At 71.2% G+C, this 15,208-nt stretch carries 11 protein-coding genes; all 11 read left to right on the top strand.

Translation table 11 applies throughout. The features are described from left to right. Positions 1–2: 2 nt before the first annotated feature. From asnB to ACFWA7_RS05510, 11 genes are read left to right on the top strand one after another with little or no spacing between them, the layout of a single operon-like run. Positions 3–1,931: an asparagine synthase (glutamine-hydrolyzing) gene (gene asnB / locus ACFWA7_RS05560; protein WP_385534426.1), complete on the top strand. Its 1,929-nt coding sequence runs from the start codon at positions 3–5 to the stop codon at positions 1,929–1,931. Between the two features lie 24 nt (positions 1,932–1,955). Further along, positions 1,956–4,145 (top strand): bi-domain-containing oxidoreductase, encoded by a 2,190-nt coding sequence (locus ACFWA7_RS05555; protein WP_385821155.1) that lies wholly within the window; start codon positions 1,956–1,958, stop codon positions 4,143–4,145. Further along, positions 4,142–6,100, top strand: a complete 1,959-nt coding sequence (locus ACFWA7_RS05550) for an alginate lyase family protein (protein WP_385821153.1) — start codon at positions 4,142–4,144, stop codon at positions 6,098–6,100. Before ACFWA7_RS05555 ends, ACFWA7_RS05550 begins: the two co-directional genes overlap by 4 nt. A gap of 8 nt (positions 6,101–6,108) precedes the next feature. Beyond that, positions 6,109–7,641, top strand: coding sequence for a right-handed parallel beta-helix repeat-containing protein (locus ACFWA7_RS05545; RefSeq protein ID WP_385821151.1), 1,533 nt, complete (start codon positions 6,109–6,111; stop codon positions 7,639–7,641). Between the two features lies 1 nt (position 7,642). Further along, positions 7,643–8,947 carry an O-antigen ligase domain-containing protein gene (locus ACFWA7_RS05540; protein WP_385534434.1) on the top strand — a complete coding sequence of 435 codons (1,305 nt, stop codon included), beginning with the start codon at positions 7,643–7,645 and terminating at the stop codon, positions 8,945–8,947. 2 nt (positions 8,948–8,949) lie between these two features. Next, complete coding sequence (locus ACFWA7_RS05535) at positions 8,950–10,191, top strand: glycosyltransferase (RefSeq protein WP_385534436.1); 1,242 nt, start codon at positions 8,950–8,952, stop codon at positions 10,189–10,191. Next, the gene (locus ACFWA7_RS05530) at positions 10,188–11,423 is read left to right on the top strand and encodes a class I SAM-dependent methyltransferase (RefSeq protein ID WP_385821149.1); all 1,236 of its coding nucleotides are present in this window, start codon (positions 10,188–10,190) and stop codon (positions 11,421–11,423) included. Before ACFWA7_RS05535 ends, ACFWA7_RS05530 begins: the two co-directional genes overlap by 4 nt. Next, complete coding sequence (locus ACFWA7_RS05525) at positions 11,420–12,214, top strand: glucose-1-phosphate cytidylyltransferase (RefSeq protein WP_385534440.1); 795 nt, start codon at positions 11,420–11,422, stop codon at positions 12,212–12,214. The genes ACFWA7_RS05530 and ACFWA7_RS05525 overlap by 4 nt, the downstream gene beginning before the upstream one ends. After that, positions 12,211–12,858, top strand: coding sequence for a PIG-L deacetylase family protein (locus tag ACFWA7_RS05520; RefSeq protein ID WP_385821147.1), 648 nt, complete (start codon positions 12,211–12,213; stop codon positions 12,856–12,858). Before ACFWA7_RS05525 ends, ACFWA7_RS05520 begins: the two co-directional genes overlap by 4 nt. 3 nt (positions 12,859–12,861) lie before the next feature. Beyond that, positions 12,862–13,896, top strand: a complete 1,035-nt coding sequence (locus ACFWA7_RS05515) for an NAD-dependent epimerase/dehydratase family protein (RefSeq protein ID WP_385821145.1) — start codon at positions 12,862–12,864, stop codon at positions 13,894–13,896. Next, positions 13,884–15,206, top strand: coding sequence for a DUF4910 domain-containing protein (locus ACFWA7_RS05510; RefSeq protein ID WP_385534446.1), 1,323 nt, complete (start codon positions 13,884–13,886; stop codon positions 15,204–15,206). Before ACFWA7_RS05515 ends, ACFWA7_RS05510 begins: the two co-directional genes overlap by 13 nt. Positions 15,207–15,208: the final 2 nt, after the last annotated feature.

Raw genomic sequence — 15,208 nt, 5'->3', positions numbered from 1 at the left:
ACATGTGTGGCATCGCAGGCACTTACCAATGGCCGGACGGGAAGGCCGTGACCGACCGGCTCACCGACACCCTCGCCCACCGCGGTCCGGACGGGGCGGGCCGGTACAACCATTCCGCCGGTGACGGCGAAGTGCACCTCGGGCACCGCCGGCTGGCCATCATCGACCTGTCCGAGACCGGCGCCCAGCCGATGGTCTCGGGCGGCCTCGCCCTGACGTACAACGGCGAGCTGTACAACGCGCCCGAACTGCGTGCCGAACTGGCAGCCGCCGGGGTGCGCTTCCGCGGTACCTCCGACACCGAGGTGCTGCTTGAGGCCTGGCGGCGCTGGGGCACGGACTGCCTGCCCCGGCTGCGCGGCATGTTCGCGTTCGCGATCTTCGACGAGCGAACCGGTGAACTGGCGCTCGCCCGCGACCAGCTCGGCATCAAGCCGCTGTTCCTGCTCCGGCGCGGTACGGGCCTGGTCTTCGCCTCCGAACTCAAGGCGCTCGCCGCCGTGACCGGCGGGTCGCTGCAGGTGGACCATGCGGCGCTGGTGGCCTCGCTGCTGTACTACTGGGTGCCGGACTCGCGCTGCGCGTTCCGCGAAGCGGAGAAGCTGCCGCCGGGGAGCTGGCTGAGGTGCCGGCCCGACGGCCGGGTGGAGCGCGGCCGGTTCTGGAACCTCCGTGACGTCGCCGCCGAGGCCCGGGAGCAGGCTCTGAGCGGCGAGCAGCCGGATGTGGCCGCCATCGTCGAGGAGTCGACTCGGCGCCATCTGCTCTCCGACGTACCCGTGGCGACCTTCCTCTCCGGCGGTCTTGACTCCAGCTACCTGACCGCGCTGGCGGCCCGCGACCGACCCGGGATCTCCGCATATACGATCGGGTTCCGCGCCGAGGACGCCAAGTTCGAGGCGATGCCGGACGACCTGCGCTATGCCCGGCAGGTGGCCGAGCAGTTCGGCGTCGACCTGCATGAGATCGAGATCGCTCCGAATGTGCTCGACCTGCTGCCGGAGATGACGTACCACCTGGACGAGCCGATCGGCGACCCCGCCGCGATCAACACCTTCCTGATCTGCTCGGCCGCCCGGGAGGCCGGGGTCAAGGTGATGCTCTCCGGGATGGGCGCCGACGAGCTGTTCGCCGGTTACCGCAAGCACCTGGCCAACCTGCTCGCGCTGCGCTACCAGCGCATTCCGCGCCCCCTTCGGCGCGGTCTGTCCAGGGCCGTGGACCGGCTGCCGGTCGCCACCTCCCGCCGGGGGTACCGGTCGGTGCGCTTCGCGAAGCGGTTCCTCTCCTTCGCCGATCTGCCGGAGGAGACCGCGTTCCGGCGCAGCTACACCATGTACGACCAGGACGAGCTGCTCGCCCTGGTCCATCCGGACTTGGCCGGGACGGTCGAGGACGTGCTGACCGAGCACGCGGACATCTATCAGGACAACGACCTCGACGACTTCGTCAACCGCATGTGCCTGGGCGACGCCCGGATGTTCCTGCCGGGTCTGAACCTCACGTACACGGACCGGTCGAGCATGGCCGCGTCGACCGAGGTGCGGGTGCCGTACGTGGACGTCGAGGTGGTCAAGGCGGCGTTCGCCGTGCCCGGTGATCGCAAGATCGTCGGACGGCAGGGCAAGGCCGTCCTCAAGGAGGCGGCCACCTCGATCCTCCCCCGGGAGATCGTGTACCGGCCCAAGGGCCTGTTCAGCGCCCCGTTGCGCGCCTGGATGAGCCGGGATCTGGCACCGCTGGTGCGCGAGGTGGTCAACGACGGCGTGCTCGTCAATTCCGGGCTCCTGCGCCGCGACGCGCTGGCGCGCATGGTCGCCGAGGACGCCGCCGGGCAGCGGGACTTCTCCAAGCATCTGTGGCATGTGCTGACCCTGGAGTACTGGTATCGCGGCGCGACCTCTGGCTCCGGCCAGAGCCGGGCGGCCTGACGCGTTGAAACAAGAGGAGCTCGGGTGAAACAAGTTGTGCAGAACTACAAGAGTGGCGAGTTGGCGGTGCTCGATGTGCCGGTGCCGGGGTGCAAGCCGGGCGGTGTGCTGGTCCGCAGCGCCTACTCGCTGATATCCACCGGGACCGAGCTCATGAAGGTGTCCGAGGCCGGGATGTCGATGCTGGGCAAGGCCCGCTCCCGGCCGGACCAGGTGGCCAAGGTCATGCAGAGCGTGGCCACCAACGGGGTGCCCGCCACCTACCGCAAGGTGATGGGCAAGCTGGACTCCTACACGCCGCTGGGCTACTCGCTGTGCGGGGTGGTCGAGCAGGTCGGCACCGGGATCGACGATGTGAAGGTCGGCGACCTCGTGGCCTGCGCCGGCAATGAGCACGCGCTGCACGCCGAGCTGAACTGGGTACCGAAGAACCTCTACGCCCGGGTGCCGGACGGCCTCGCGCCGCGGCACGCGGCCTTCGGCACCGTCGGATCGATCGCGTTGCAGGGCGTCCGCCGCGGCGAGTCACAACTCGGCGACGTGGCGCTGGTCATCGGCCTCGGGCTGATCGGACAGCTGGTGGTCCAGCTGCTCGCCGCCTCGGGAGTCCGCGTCGTCGGGGCCGACCCCGACCCGGTGCGCTGCGAGCTCGCCGAGCGCCTGGGCGCTGCGGCCTGCGGCGATCCCGCGTCCACGGCCGTGGAAGCCACCGTCGCCGAGCTCACCGGCGGTCACGGCGTGGACCAGGTGTATCTGGCCGCCGGCGGCGGCAGCAACCAGCCCGTCGAGCTGGCCGCCCGGCTCTGCCGGGACCGCGGCCGGGTCGTCGACATCGGCAAGTGCCGCCTGGACCTGCCGTGGAACGCGTACTACGAGAAGGAGCTCGACGTCCGGTTCTCGCGCAGTTACGGCCCCGGGCGCTACGACCCGGAGTACGAGCTGGAGGGGCGGGACTACCCGATCGGCTACGTGCGCTGGACCGAGCGCCGCAACCTGGCGTGCTTCCTCGATCTCCTCGCCCGCCGCCGCGTCGACGTGGAGCCCCTGGTCTCCCACATCGCCGACTTCGATGACGCCGTCGAGACGTACCAGCGCCTGAAGGACGGCGACCTGAAGGCCGTGGCTGTGCTGTTCCGGTACCCCGAGCAGAAAGAGGAAGCGGGGGATGCGGAGGCCCCGGCGGTGGCCGTGCCCGCGGTGCGACGCGGCGGCCGAGCATCCGCCCCGGCCCGGTCCGCCAAGGCGCCGGTGCGGCTGGCGTTCGTCGGCGCGGGAAACTACGCGACGTCGATGCTGCTGCCGCACCTGGCCCAGCGCGACGGCGTCGAGTTGTCCACGGTCGTCACCACGACGGCGCTGTCCGCGGCCAACGCGAAGCGGAAGTTCGGCTTCGCCGGGGCCACCACCGATCTCGACGCCGTGCTCGGCGACACGTCCATCGACGCGGTGTTCGTCGTCACCCGGCACAGCTCGCACGCCGAACTGACCCGGAGAGCGCTCCTCGCCGGCAAGGCGGTGTTCGTGGAGAAGCCGCTGGCGCTCACCGAGGACGAGCTGGCCGGCGTGCTCGCGGCGGTGGAGGAGTCCGGCAACGACCGGCTGCAGGTGGGCTTCAACCGCCGGTACGCACCGCTGCTGCAGGAGGCCAGGAAGCGGTTCGGCGCCCGGACCGGTCCGGCGAGCCTCCGCTACCTCGTCAACGCGGGCCGGCTGCAGCACGGCAGCTGGTACCTCCACCAAGGCACCGAGGGCTCGCGGTTCGCCGGCGAGGGCGGGCACTTCATCGACACGGCGAGCTGGCTGCTCGGGGCCGACCCGGTATCGGTGTACGCGGTCGCCGCGTCCGGCAACGAGGACCTGCAGGTCGTGCTGCGCTATCCGGACGGGTCCACCGCCACCATCAGCTACGTCACCACCGGCGCGACCGGCTTCCCCAAGGAGACGCTGGACCTCATCGCGGACGGCAAGGTGCTGCGGCTCGACGACTTCGTCCGTGCCTCGGTGTACGGCAGCAAGAAATGGGTCAGCTCACGGCTGCCCAAGGCCCGGGACAAGGGCCAGAACGCCGAGCTGGCCGCGTTCATCAAGGCCGTGCGGACCGGCGGGCCGATGCCGGTGCCGCTGGAGTCGCTGGTCGCCACCACGGCGGCCACCCTCGCCGTGCAGTCCGGCCTGGTCGGCGGCGCACCCGTGACGTTGGCGAGAGCGCGATGACCATGAGCGCGGGCTGGTACTTACGGCGGCTGTCCCGGATGGGACCACGGGAGGTCGGCGGCCGGGCGGGCGACGCGGTGCGCAGGCGGCGGTGGCGGTCGGCGCGGCCGAACTGCCCGCGCGTGACCGGCGCCCGGTTCACCGCGGTACTGCCCGCCGGGACGATCGCCGCAGTGCCACCGGACGCCGCGAAACGTCTCATCGCGGCCGCGGACCGGCTGATGGAAGGGCACGCCGAGTATTTCGGGGTGGACCGCCACGACCTCGCCGACCCGGACTGGTGGTGCGACCCGAAGACCGGGCGCCGGGCTCCGTGGGGCTACGCCTTCGACGTGCCGTACCGCAACGAGGACGCGGTCGGGGACATCAAGCAGATCTGGGAGCTGTCCCGGCATCAGTACCTCACCGTGCTCGCCGCCGCCTACGCGATCACCGGGAACGAGCGGTACGCCGAGCGAGTGGCCCAGCACCTGCGGTTGTGGTGGGCGGCCAACGCACCGCTGCGCGGCGTGCACTGGATCAGCGGCATCGAGCTGGGCATCCGGCTGCTTTCCTGGGTGTGGATCCGTCGGCTGCTCGACGGCTGGCCGGGCGCGGCCGGGCTGTTCGAGGACAACCCGGTGGCGCGAAACCAGATCTGGCACCACCAGCGCTGGCTGGCCGCCTTCCCCAGCCGGGGGTCTTCGGCGAACAACCACGTCATCGCCGAGGCCGCCGGGCAGTTCGCCGCGGCCTGCGCGTTCGGGTGGTTCCCCTCCTCGGCGCGTTGGCGGGCCGGCGCGCTGCGGTCGCTGGAGCGGCACCTGCGCGGCAACACCTTCGCCTCCGGCCTCAACCGCGAACTGGCCACCGAGTACCACGGACTGGTGCTGGAGCTCGGTCTGGCCGCGGTGGCCGAGGCGGATGCCGCCGACGTGCCGGTCCCCGCGTCCATCCGGCTGGTGCTGCTGCGGATGACCGACGCGCTCGCGGCCATCGTGGACAGCCGGCTGCGGCCGCCGCGCCAGGGGGACGCGGACGACGGCCACGGTCTGGTCGTGGACGGCGCGGGCACCGACCGCTGGGCCTCGCTCCTGGCGACCGGGGACGCCGTGTTCGGCCGGCTCGCCTGGTGGCCGGACGTGACCGCCACCGATGTGCGCACCCCGCTGCTGGCCGCGCTCATCCGGCCGTACTCGAAAGACGAAACCGCACCGGCCGTGACCCGCCCTCCAAGCCGACCAGGCCACTTCGCCGACGCGGGCATGACCATCCTGCGCGGTCCGGAAGAGATCTGGTGCCGCTGCGACGGTGGTCCGCACGGTTTCCTGTCCATCGCCGCGCATGCCCACGCGGACGCGCTGTCCGTGGAGGTCCGGCACGACGGGATCGACGTGCTCGCCGACCCGGGGACGTACTGCTACCACGGGCAGCCCGAGTGGCGGAAGTACTTCCGGTCGACCCTCGGCCACAACACCCTGCGACTGGACGGCGGTGACCAGTCCGTCTCCGGCGGACCGTTCCTGTGGACCCGGCATGCCCGCAGCCGCGTCCTGGTCGCGGACCCATCCGAGGAGGGTGTGGCCCGCTGGTGCGCCGAGCACGACGGCTACCAGCCCTCCGTGCACCGCCGCCGGGTGGAGCTGACCGCCGCAGCCAAGGAGCTGCGGGTGGTTGACGAGGTGCGCGGCCCGCGCCGGGCGGTGCACCTGGCGTTCCACCTCGGCCCGGCGATCGCCGCGGACCTGGCGGGGAACCAGGCGGTGCTCACCTGGACCCGGGACGGCGATGACCGCTCCGCCGTGCTCGACCTGCCCGGGCAGCTGTCCTGGCGGGCACATCGCGGCGAGAGTGACCCGCCGCTGGGCTGGTACTCCGCCGGCTTCGGGCGCAGGGAACCCACCACCACGCTGGTCGGCACCGGCTTCGCCGACGGCACGCAGGGGTTCACCACCGTGCTCAGGTTCCGCGGCTAGGGGGGCGCGTGGGGATCAAGAGGCGGCACTGGGCGTCGGCGGCGGCACCGCTGGCGCTGGCCCTGCTGGCGGCGACCGGCTGTAAGAGCACGCCGGACGCCGGGGCGGAGCCGAAGGCCGCGCCATCCACGTCCGCAGCCCGATCCGTTGCCAGGGTGTGCGCCAAGCCCGCGGCCGGGCCGTCGAAGGCACCGGCGGGCGCGGTGACGGTCGACCCCGCGGTGGCCGGTGACCTGGCTGCGAAGACCAAGAGCAGCCCCCCGAACACCACGTTCTGGCTTCGACCGGGCAAGCACACGCTCGAACCGGACCGCTACGCCCAGGTCATCCCCAAGGAGGGGAACATCTACCTCGGCGCGCCAGGCGCGGTGCTCGACGGCCGCAAGACCAACCAGTACGCGTTCGGCGGCACCGCTCGCAACGTCACCATCCGCTACCTGAGCGTGCAGGGATTCGTCGCGCCGCAGAACGAGGGCGTGGTCAACCATGATTCGGCCGACGGGTGGGTGATCGAGCACGCGACGATCCAGCACAACTCCGGCGCCGGGCTGATGGCCGGGGCCCGCCAGCAGGTACGCGCCAGCTGCCTGCGCGGCAACGGCCAGTACGGCATGAACGCGTACAAGGACGGCGACCCCATCAGCGGCCTGGTGATCGAGGGCAACGAGATCGTGGCCAACAACACCGACGACTGGGAGCGGCGCAAGCCGGGCTGCGGCTGCACCGGAGGCGTCAAGTTCTGGGCCGTCAACGGCGCCGACATACGCGGCAACTGGGTGCACGACAACCGCGGAGCCGGGTTATGGGCGGACACCAACAACAACGACTTCCGCGTCGAGGACAACGTGCTCGAAGCCAACGACGGTGCCGCGCTGATCTACGAGACCAGCTACAACGCGGTCATCCGGAACAACACCATCCTGCGGAACAACTGGGTCCAGGGCCGCAAGTACGCCGACCGCGGCGACACCTTCCCGTATCCGACCATCTATCTGTCCGAGTCCGGCGGCGAACCACGGATCCGAGCCCGCACGGACAAGATCGAGATCGACCGGAACGTGCTGGAGAACAACTGGTCCGGAATCACCCTGTGGGAGAACGCCGACCGGTTCTGCAACAGCCCGGCCAACACCTCGTCCGGCGACTGCACGTTGCTGGTGCCGCACTCCGACCGCTGCGCGCGGCCGGCGATCACCACCGCACCGCTCTACACCGACTGCCGGTGGAAGACCCAGCGGGTGGACATCCACAACAACCGCTTCGTGCTGGACACCTCGGTCGTCGACTGCACGGTCAAGTGCGACCGCATGGCGGTGCTGGCCAACTACGGCACCTATCCGGACTGGTCGCCGTACCAGGGCGAGCGGGTCGCTGAGGCGATCACCCTCAAGCAGCACAACCGCTGGCACGACAACGTCTACACCGGACCATGGAAATTCGTCGCCCACGACCCGAGCCGGGTGCTCGACTCCGGGCAGTGGCAGGGCACGCCGTACCAGCAGGACGCGGGCAGCACCTTCGCCCCACAGGCCGGTGGTTGAGATGCGCGGGAACCTGATGCGCGGTGGGCTGCCGGGCGGACCGGATACGGCGGGCACGCAGCCCGGCGCCGAACCGCGCCCGGCCGGCACACCGAGGATCGTCGGGATCGTCTGGGGGTTGCTGATCCTCAACACGCTCGGCTCCGCCGGGGCGAAGACCATCATCCCGCTGCCCCGCTCCCTCATCCAGCTGGTCACCATGGGCGCGCTGGTCGCCGCGTTCGCGCTGGCGCTGGCGCTCAATCTCCGGTTGCGCATCCAAGCCGGGGCCTTCTTGTTCCTGCTCACCCTGCTGCTGGTGCCGAGCGTGATCTCCAGCGCGCACCTGGAGTCCGGGTTCGGGGCGCTGTTCCGGTGCGCCCGGCTGGCTCTCTTCGTCGGCACGCTGTGGCTGCTCAGCCGCTGGTGGGACGGCGGCCTGACGTTGGTCCGGCACCACATCCGGATGTACTTCGCGGTGCTCGGTTCGGTGGCCGCCGGCCTGGTCGTCTCACCGGGCGCGGCCATGCCCGAGCTCTACGGCGGGCGCCTGGTCGGCGCTTTGTGGCCGCTCACCCCGCCGCAGATCGGACAGTACGCCGCGGTGATCATCGGGCTCACCGTGCTGCTCGTACTGGGCCGCCGGACCGACCGGGCGGGCGCGGCGGTGGTCATCGTGCCGTCACTGATCCTGCTCGCGTTGACCCATACCCGCACCGCCACGCTCGGCCTGTTCATCGGGCTGACGTTGGCGATCGGCTCGCTCGTCCTGACCAGCGCCGCAGCCCGCCGGTTCTTCACCTGGGCGGTGCTGTGCGCCGTGGTGGCCGCGGTGGGGTTCGCCTCGGCGCTACAGGCGTGGTTCCTGCGCGGACAGAGCCAGGAGAACTTCTCCAACCTCACCGGTCGGGCCAAGGTCTGGGACGCCCTGCTGGCAGCGCCCCGCACGACCGCGGAGGAGATGTTCGGCGTGGGCCTGGGCGACAAGTCGTTCGGCGGGCTGCCGATCGACAACAGCTGGCTGGCCGTTTACAACGAGCAGGGTCTGACCGGCGTCGGCCTGGTGGCGGCGATCATCATCGTGCTGGGCGGCGTCGCGTTGCTGCGGCCACCGTCGCTGTCGAGGGCCTGCGCGATCTTCCTGATCAGCTACTGCGCGATCGCGTCGTACACCGAGGCAGGGCTGGGCGACGCCTCGCCCTATCTGCTGCATCTGGCCGTGGCCGCCTCGCTGTTGGCGGCACCTGCCGCGGCCACTCCCCTCTCGACGCCCGCAGTCCCCCGACGACGCGTCCCGCGATGGGCCCAGAGATCGGAGGTGACCTGAGCATGCACGTCCTCGTGGTGCACAACCGCTACTCCTCGGCGCAGCCGAGCGGGGAGAACAAGGTCGTCGACCAGGAGGTGGAGCTGCTGCGCGCGGCCGGACACCGGGTCGAGGTGTTCGAGCGGCGCAGCGACGACATCGCCGCCCGGTCCCTGCTTGCCAAGGCCGCGGTGCCACTGCTTGTGCCGTGGAACCCGGCGGTCCGCTCGGAGCTCGCCGCACGGCTCCGCACCGAACGGCCGGACGTGGTCCACGTCCACAACGTCTTCCCGCTCCTGTCGCCCGCGGTGCTGGCCGCCTGCGCCGACGCCGGCGTGCCCGCCGTCGCCACGCTGCACAACTACACCCAGGTCTGCCCGCCCGGCACACTGCAGCGGGACGGCCGGCCGTGCACCGAGTGCGTCGGGTCGGCGCCGCTGCCCGCCGTCCGGCACGGCTGCTACCGGAGCTCCCGGCTGGCGACGGTGCCGCTCGCGGTCAGCCTGTCGGTCAACCGGCGGCGGTGGTGGTCCGGCGTGGAGCGGTTCTTCTGCATCTCCGCGGCGCAGCGCGACGTCCTGGTGCGGGCGGGCATGCCACCCGAGCGGCTGGCGGTGAAGCACAATTTCGTGCCCGAACCGGGCGCCCGCCGATCGGGCGCCGGCGAGCATCTGCTCTACCTCGGCCGGCTCGCGGAGGCCAAGGGCGTGCGGCTGCTCATGGCCGCGTGGGACGAGATCGCCGCGGACGGCGGTGTGGGCGTGCCGCTCGTGGTCGCCGGCGCGGGGCCACTGGAGCGAGAGGTGACCGCCTGGGCGGCGGGCCGGGACGACGTGCGGTACGTCGGCCTGTACGACCCGGCCCAATGCGGGCAGGCCATCGCGCAATCGGTCGCCGTGGTGGCTCCCTCGACGTGGCTGGAGGCGTTCGGCCTGGTGGTCGTGGAGGCGATGGCGGCGGGGGTCCCGGCCGTCGCCGCCGGTCACGGCGCCTTCGTCGAACTCGTCGAGGACGGGGTGACCGGGCTGCTGCACCGGCCGGGCGAGCCCGCCTCGCTCGCGTCCTGCCTGCGACGGATCACGGCCGAGCGCGCCCCCAACCGGGAGATGGGCCAGGCGGCCCGGCGCCGTTACGAGCAGGCTTTCAGCCCGGCCGTCGGGCTGGAGCGCCTGGTGGATGAGTACCGCACCGCGATCGCGGGTCGGTCCGGCGGCGGGGACAGCCCGCCGCCGGTGGGGAGGGAATCAATGGGGGGCAGTAAATGACACGATGCCGACTCTGCGGCTCGGCGGCGCTGGCGAGCGTCGTCGATCTTGGAGCGACCCCGCCGTGCGAGAGCTTTCTCGCCGCGGACCAACTGGACCAGCCGGAGCCGGCGTACCCGCTGCACCTGCGGGTCTGCACCGACTGCTGGCTCGCGCAGATCCCTCCGCTGATCACGCCGGAGGAGACGTTCACGCAGTACGCGTACTTCTCCTCCTACTCGACCTCCTGGGTGGAGCACGCGCGCACGTTCGTCGCCGACGCCGTACAGCGGGTGGGTCTCGGCACCGACGCCTTCGTGGTCGAGGTCGCGAGCAACGACGGGTACCTGCTGAGGCACGTGGTGGACCGCGGGATCCGCTGCCTCGGCATCGAGCCGTCGGTGAACGTCGGCGCCGCGGCGCGGGACGCGGGTGTGCCCACGCTCACGAAGTTCCTGGACCCGGCCACCGGCTCGGCCGTCCGAGCCGAGCACGGCCCGGCGGACCTGGTCGTGGCCAACAACGTCTACGCGCACATCCCCGACGTGGTCGGGTTCACCCAGGGGCTGCGCGCCCTGGTCGCCGACGACGGCTGGGTCTCCATCGAGGTGCAGCACCTGCTGACCCTGATCGAGGAGAACCAGTACGACACGATCTACCACGAGCACTTCCAGTACTACACGGTCGCCTCCGCGACCCGGGCGCTCGCGAGCGGCGGACTCACGCTCGTGGACGTCGAGTTGCTGCCCACGCACGGCGGCTCCATCCGGCTGTGGGCCCGGCCGGCCGAGGTGGCCGGTGAGCCGTCCCGGCGTGTGAGCGATGTGCTGGACCGGGAGAAGGCCGCCGGGCTGCAGGAGCTGTCCGGGTACACCGAGTTCTCCGCCCGGGTGGCCAAGGTGCGCAGGGACCTGCTGCGGTTCCTCATCGAGGCGGCCGAGCGCGGCGAGACGGTCGTCGGCTACGGCGCCCCGGGCAAGGGCAACACCCTGCTCAACCACTGCGGCATCCGGCCCGACCTGCTCCCGTACACGGTCGACCGCAACCCCTACAAGCACGGCAGGTTCACCCCGGGCACCCGCATCCCGATCCTGCCGCCCGAGCGGATAGCCGCCGACAGACCGGACTACGTCCTCGTCCTCCCGTGGAACCTGCGGGCCGAGCTGGTCGAGCAGTTGTCCTTCGTGCACGACTGGGGCGGCCGGCTGGTCTTCCCGATACCGGAACTGAGCATTGTCGAGGTCAAGCGATGAAGGTCGTACTGTTCTGCGGCGGTTACGGGCTGCGTATGCGCAACGGAACGTCCGACGACGTGCCCAAGCCGATGGCGATGGTCGGCCCGCGGCCGCTGATCTGGCACGTCATGCGCTACTACGCGTACTTCGGGCACACGGAGTTCATCCTGTGCCTCGGGTACGGCGCTCACCACATCAAGGACTTCTTCCTCAACTACGAGGAGACGACGTCCAACGACTTCGTGCTGCGGGGCGGGCGGACCGAGCTGCTGTCCACCGACATAGCCGACTGGACGATCACGTTCGCGCAGACCGGAATCGCGTCGCCGATCGGGGAACGGCTGCGCCGGGTGCGGCACCACTTGGACGGCGACGAGATGTTCCTCGCCAACTACGCCGACGTGCTCACCGACGCCCCACTGCCGGAGATGATCGACAAGTTCGCCCGGCGCGACGCGGGCGCGTCGATGATGGTGGTGCCGCCGCAGTCCTCGTTCCACTGCGTGGACCTGGGCGATGACGGCCTGGTGGGGGGTATCACCGCGGTGAGCGACATGCCGCTGTGGGAGAACGGCGGCTACTTCGTGCTCCGCCAGGAGGTCTTCGACCACATCCCGGAGGGCGGTGACCTGGTGGCCGACGGATGCGGGCAACTGGCCAAGCGTGGGCGGCTGGTGGCGCACCAGCACCGCGGCTTCTGGAAGCCGACCGACACCGTGAAGGAGCGGGCCGCGCTCGACGACGCCTACGCCAGGGGCGACCGCCCGTGGGCCGTGTGGGAGCGGGACGGCGCGGGGGCTAGCGCGTGATCCGGCTCGGGGCCGGGCGCCTGGACCGGATCGTCGCGGTGGGCGCGCACTGCGACGACATCGCCATCGGCGCCGGCGGCACGCTGCTGACGCTGTGCCTCGCGCGGCCGGGTATCCGTATCGACGCGCTGGTGCTCTCCGGCGGTGGCAGCGAGCGTGAGCAGGAGGAGCAGGCCGCGCTCGCCGCCTTCTGCCCGGGCGCCGACCTGCGGCTGACCGTGCACAAACTGCCGGACGGCCGGCTGCCCGTGCACTGGGACGAGGCCAAGGCCGCGGTCGAGGAACTGCGCGCGCAGACCGACCCGGATCTGATCCTGGCCCCGCGCACCGACGACGCGCACCAGGACCACCGCGGCCTGGCGAAGCTGATGCCCACCGCGTTCCGCGACCACCTGGTACTCGGCTACGAGATCGTCAAATGGGACGGCGATCTCGGCCGTCCGGCGGCGTACCAGCCACTGTCGCCGGAGATCGCCGAACAAAAGGTGCGGCTGCTGCAGGAGCACTACCCCTCGCAGCGGCACCGGCCCTGGTACGACCGGGAGGCCTTCCTCGGCCTTGCACGAATCCGCGGCATCGAATGCCACGAGCGATACGCCGAGGCGTTCGCCGTCACCAAACTCACGCTCAACCTGGGGGAATGAACCTTGCGCGTACTACTGACCGGACACCAGGGCTACCTGGGCACCGTGATGGCCCCGGTACTCACGGCCGCCGGGCACGAGGTCGTCGGCCTTGACGCCGGCCTGTTCGCCGACTGCGTGCTCGGCCCGCCGCCCGCGGACCCGCCGGGGCGGCGGGTGGACCTGCGCGACGTCACGGCCGAACACGTGGCCGGGGTGGACGCCGTGATCCATCTGGCCGCGCTGTCCAACGACCCGCTGGGATCGCTGGCGCCGGAGCTCACCTACGACATCAACCACCACGCGTCGGTGCGCCTCGCCCGGCTGGCCCGCGAGGCCGGGGTGCAGCGCTTCCTGTACGCGTCAACGTGCTCGGTCTACGGCGCCGCCGGCGACCCGGACTTGTCGAACTTGGTCACCGAGGACGCCCCGCTGCGCCCGGTGACGCCGTACGCGGAGTCCAAGGTGCGGGTGGAGGACGACCTGCATGAGCTTGCCGACGGCGACTTCAGCCCGGTGTTCATGCGCAACGCCACCGCCTTCGGCTACTCACCCCGGCTGCGCGCCGACATCGTGCTGAACAACCTGGTGGGCCACGCGCTCCTGTCCGGCGAGGTGCTTGTGCTCTCCGACGGCACCCCCTGGCGCCCGCTGGTGCACGCCGCCGACATCGCACGGGCCTTCGCGGCCGCGCTGACCGCGCCGCGGGAAGCGGTGCACGACCGGGCGTTCAACATCGGCAGCGAGATCAACAACGTCACGGTCGCCGAGATCGCCGAGCAGGTCGCCGAGGCGGTGTCCGGCTCGCGGGTGGTGATCACCGGGGAGACCGGCGCCGATCCCCGGTCGTACCGGGTGGACTTCTCGCGGTTCCGCGCCGCGGTGCCCGGCTTCGACTGCGAGTGGACGGTGAAGCAGGGCGCGCTCGAACTCGCCGACGCCTACCGCAAACACGGGCTGACCCGGGAGGACTTCGAGCGGCGCTTCACCCGGCTGGCCGTGCTGCGCGCGGCGTCCGAGGCCGGTGCCGTCGACGACACCTTGCGGTGGCGCCGATGACCCCGGTCGGCGCGGAGATGCACGCGCTGGTGGAGCGTTTGTACCCGCTGTGCCGGAGCATCACCGGCGACGGGGTGCGCGCCACCCTGGACATCGTCGGCGAGTACGTTCCGCTGCAGGTGCACGAGGTGCCCACCGGGACCCAGGTGCTCGACTGGACGGTGCCGCAGGAGTGGAACATCCGGGACGCATACATCGCCGACACCACCGGCAACCGGGTCGTCGACTTCGCGGCGTCCAGCCTGCACGTGCTCGGCTACAGCGTGCCGGTGTCGGCGACCATGCCGCTGGCCGAGCTGCGCGGACACCTGCACACCCTGCCGGACCACCCGGCCTGGGTGCCGTACCGCACCAGCTACTACAAGCCGGACTGGGGGTTCTGCCTGGCCCAGGAGACCTTGGACGCGCTGCCGGACGGCGAGTACGAGGTGCGCATCGACTCCACGCTCTCAGACGGCCACCTCACCTACGCCGAGCACGTGATCCCCGGGCAGGTCCCAGACGAGGTGATCGTCTCCTGCCACGTCTGCCACCCGTCGCTGGCCAACGACAACCTGGCCGGCATCGCGGTGGCGACGTTCCTGGCCCGGGCGCTGGCGGAGCAGACGCCGTACTACACCTACCGGTTCCTGTTCGCGCCCGGCACCATCGGGGCGATCACCTGGCTGGCCCGCAACGCGGAGCGGGTGAATGGGGTATCCCCTGCTCAAGCGGAGCCGAGAGCCCGGGGGAGGGTGAAGCACGGGCTTGTGCTGGCCTGCGCGGGCGACTCGGGGCAGCTGACGTACAAACAGAGCAGGCGCGGCGACGCGGAGATCGACCGGGTGATGCGGCACGTGCTGCTCGCATCCGAACGCCCGCACCGCGTCGCTGAGTTCACTCCGTACGGCTATGACGAGCGGCAGTTCTGCTCGCCCGGGTTCGACCTCGGCGTGGGCTCGCTCAGCCGGACCCCGTACGCCGGCTACCCCGAGTACCACACCTCGGCGGACAACCTGGACTTCGTCTCCCCGGAGGCGATGGCGGACACGCTCGCCGTCTGCCGCGAGGCATTCGCCGTCCTGGACCGCAACCGGCGGTACGTCAACCTCAGCCCCTACGGCGAACCACAGCTGGGCCGACGTGGGTTGTACGACGCGCTCGGCGGCCGCAGCGACACCAAGCAGGCCGAGATGGCCATGCTCTGGGTGCTCAATCTCTCCGACGGCGAGCACAGTCTGCTGGACGTCGCCGAGCGGTCCGGGCTGTCGTTCAGCGCCGTCGCCGCCGCGGCCGGCGCCCTGCACGGCGCCGGGCTGATCAAGGCATGACG

This window comes from Streptomyces sp. NPDC059994 (assembly GCF_042737755.1).
Lineage (GTDB): Bacteria > Actinomycetota > Actinomycetes > Streptomycetales > Streptomycetaceae > Streptomyces.
This window is presented reverse-complemented; position numbering and strand designations above follow the sequence as displayed.

Bases quoted from the DNA above. Each gene is read 5' to 3' on its own strand.
- asnB (WP_385534426.1), top strand. From the start codon at position 3: ATGTGTGGCATCGCAGGCACTTACCAATGGCCGGACGGGAAGGCCGTG.
- ACFWA7_RS05550 (WP_385821153.1), top strand. From the start codon at position 4,142: ATGACCATGAGCGCGGGCTGGTACTTACGGCGGCTGTCCCGGATGGGA.
- ACFWA7_RS05540 (WP_385534434.1), top strand. From the start codon at position 7,643: ATGCGCGGGAACCTGATGCGCGGTGGGCTGCCGGGCGGACCGGATACG.
- ACFWA7_RS05535 (WP_385534436.1), top strand. From the start codon at position 8,950: ATGCACGTCCTCGTGGTGCACAACCGCTACTCCTCGGCGCAGCCGAGC.
- ACFWA7_RS05530 (WP_385821149.1), top strand. From the start codon at position 10,188: ATGACACGATGCCGACTCTGCGGCTCGGCGGCGCTGGCGAGCGTCGTC.
- ACFWA7_RS05525 (WP_385534440.1), top strand. From the start codon at position 11,420: ATGAAGGTCGTACTGTTCTGCGGCGGTTACGGGCTGCGTATGCGCAAC.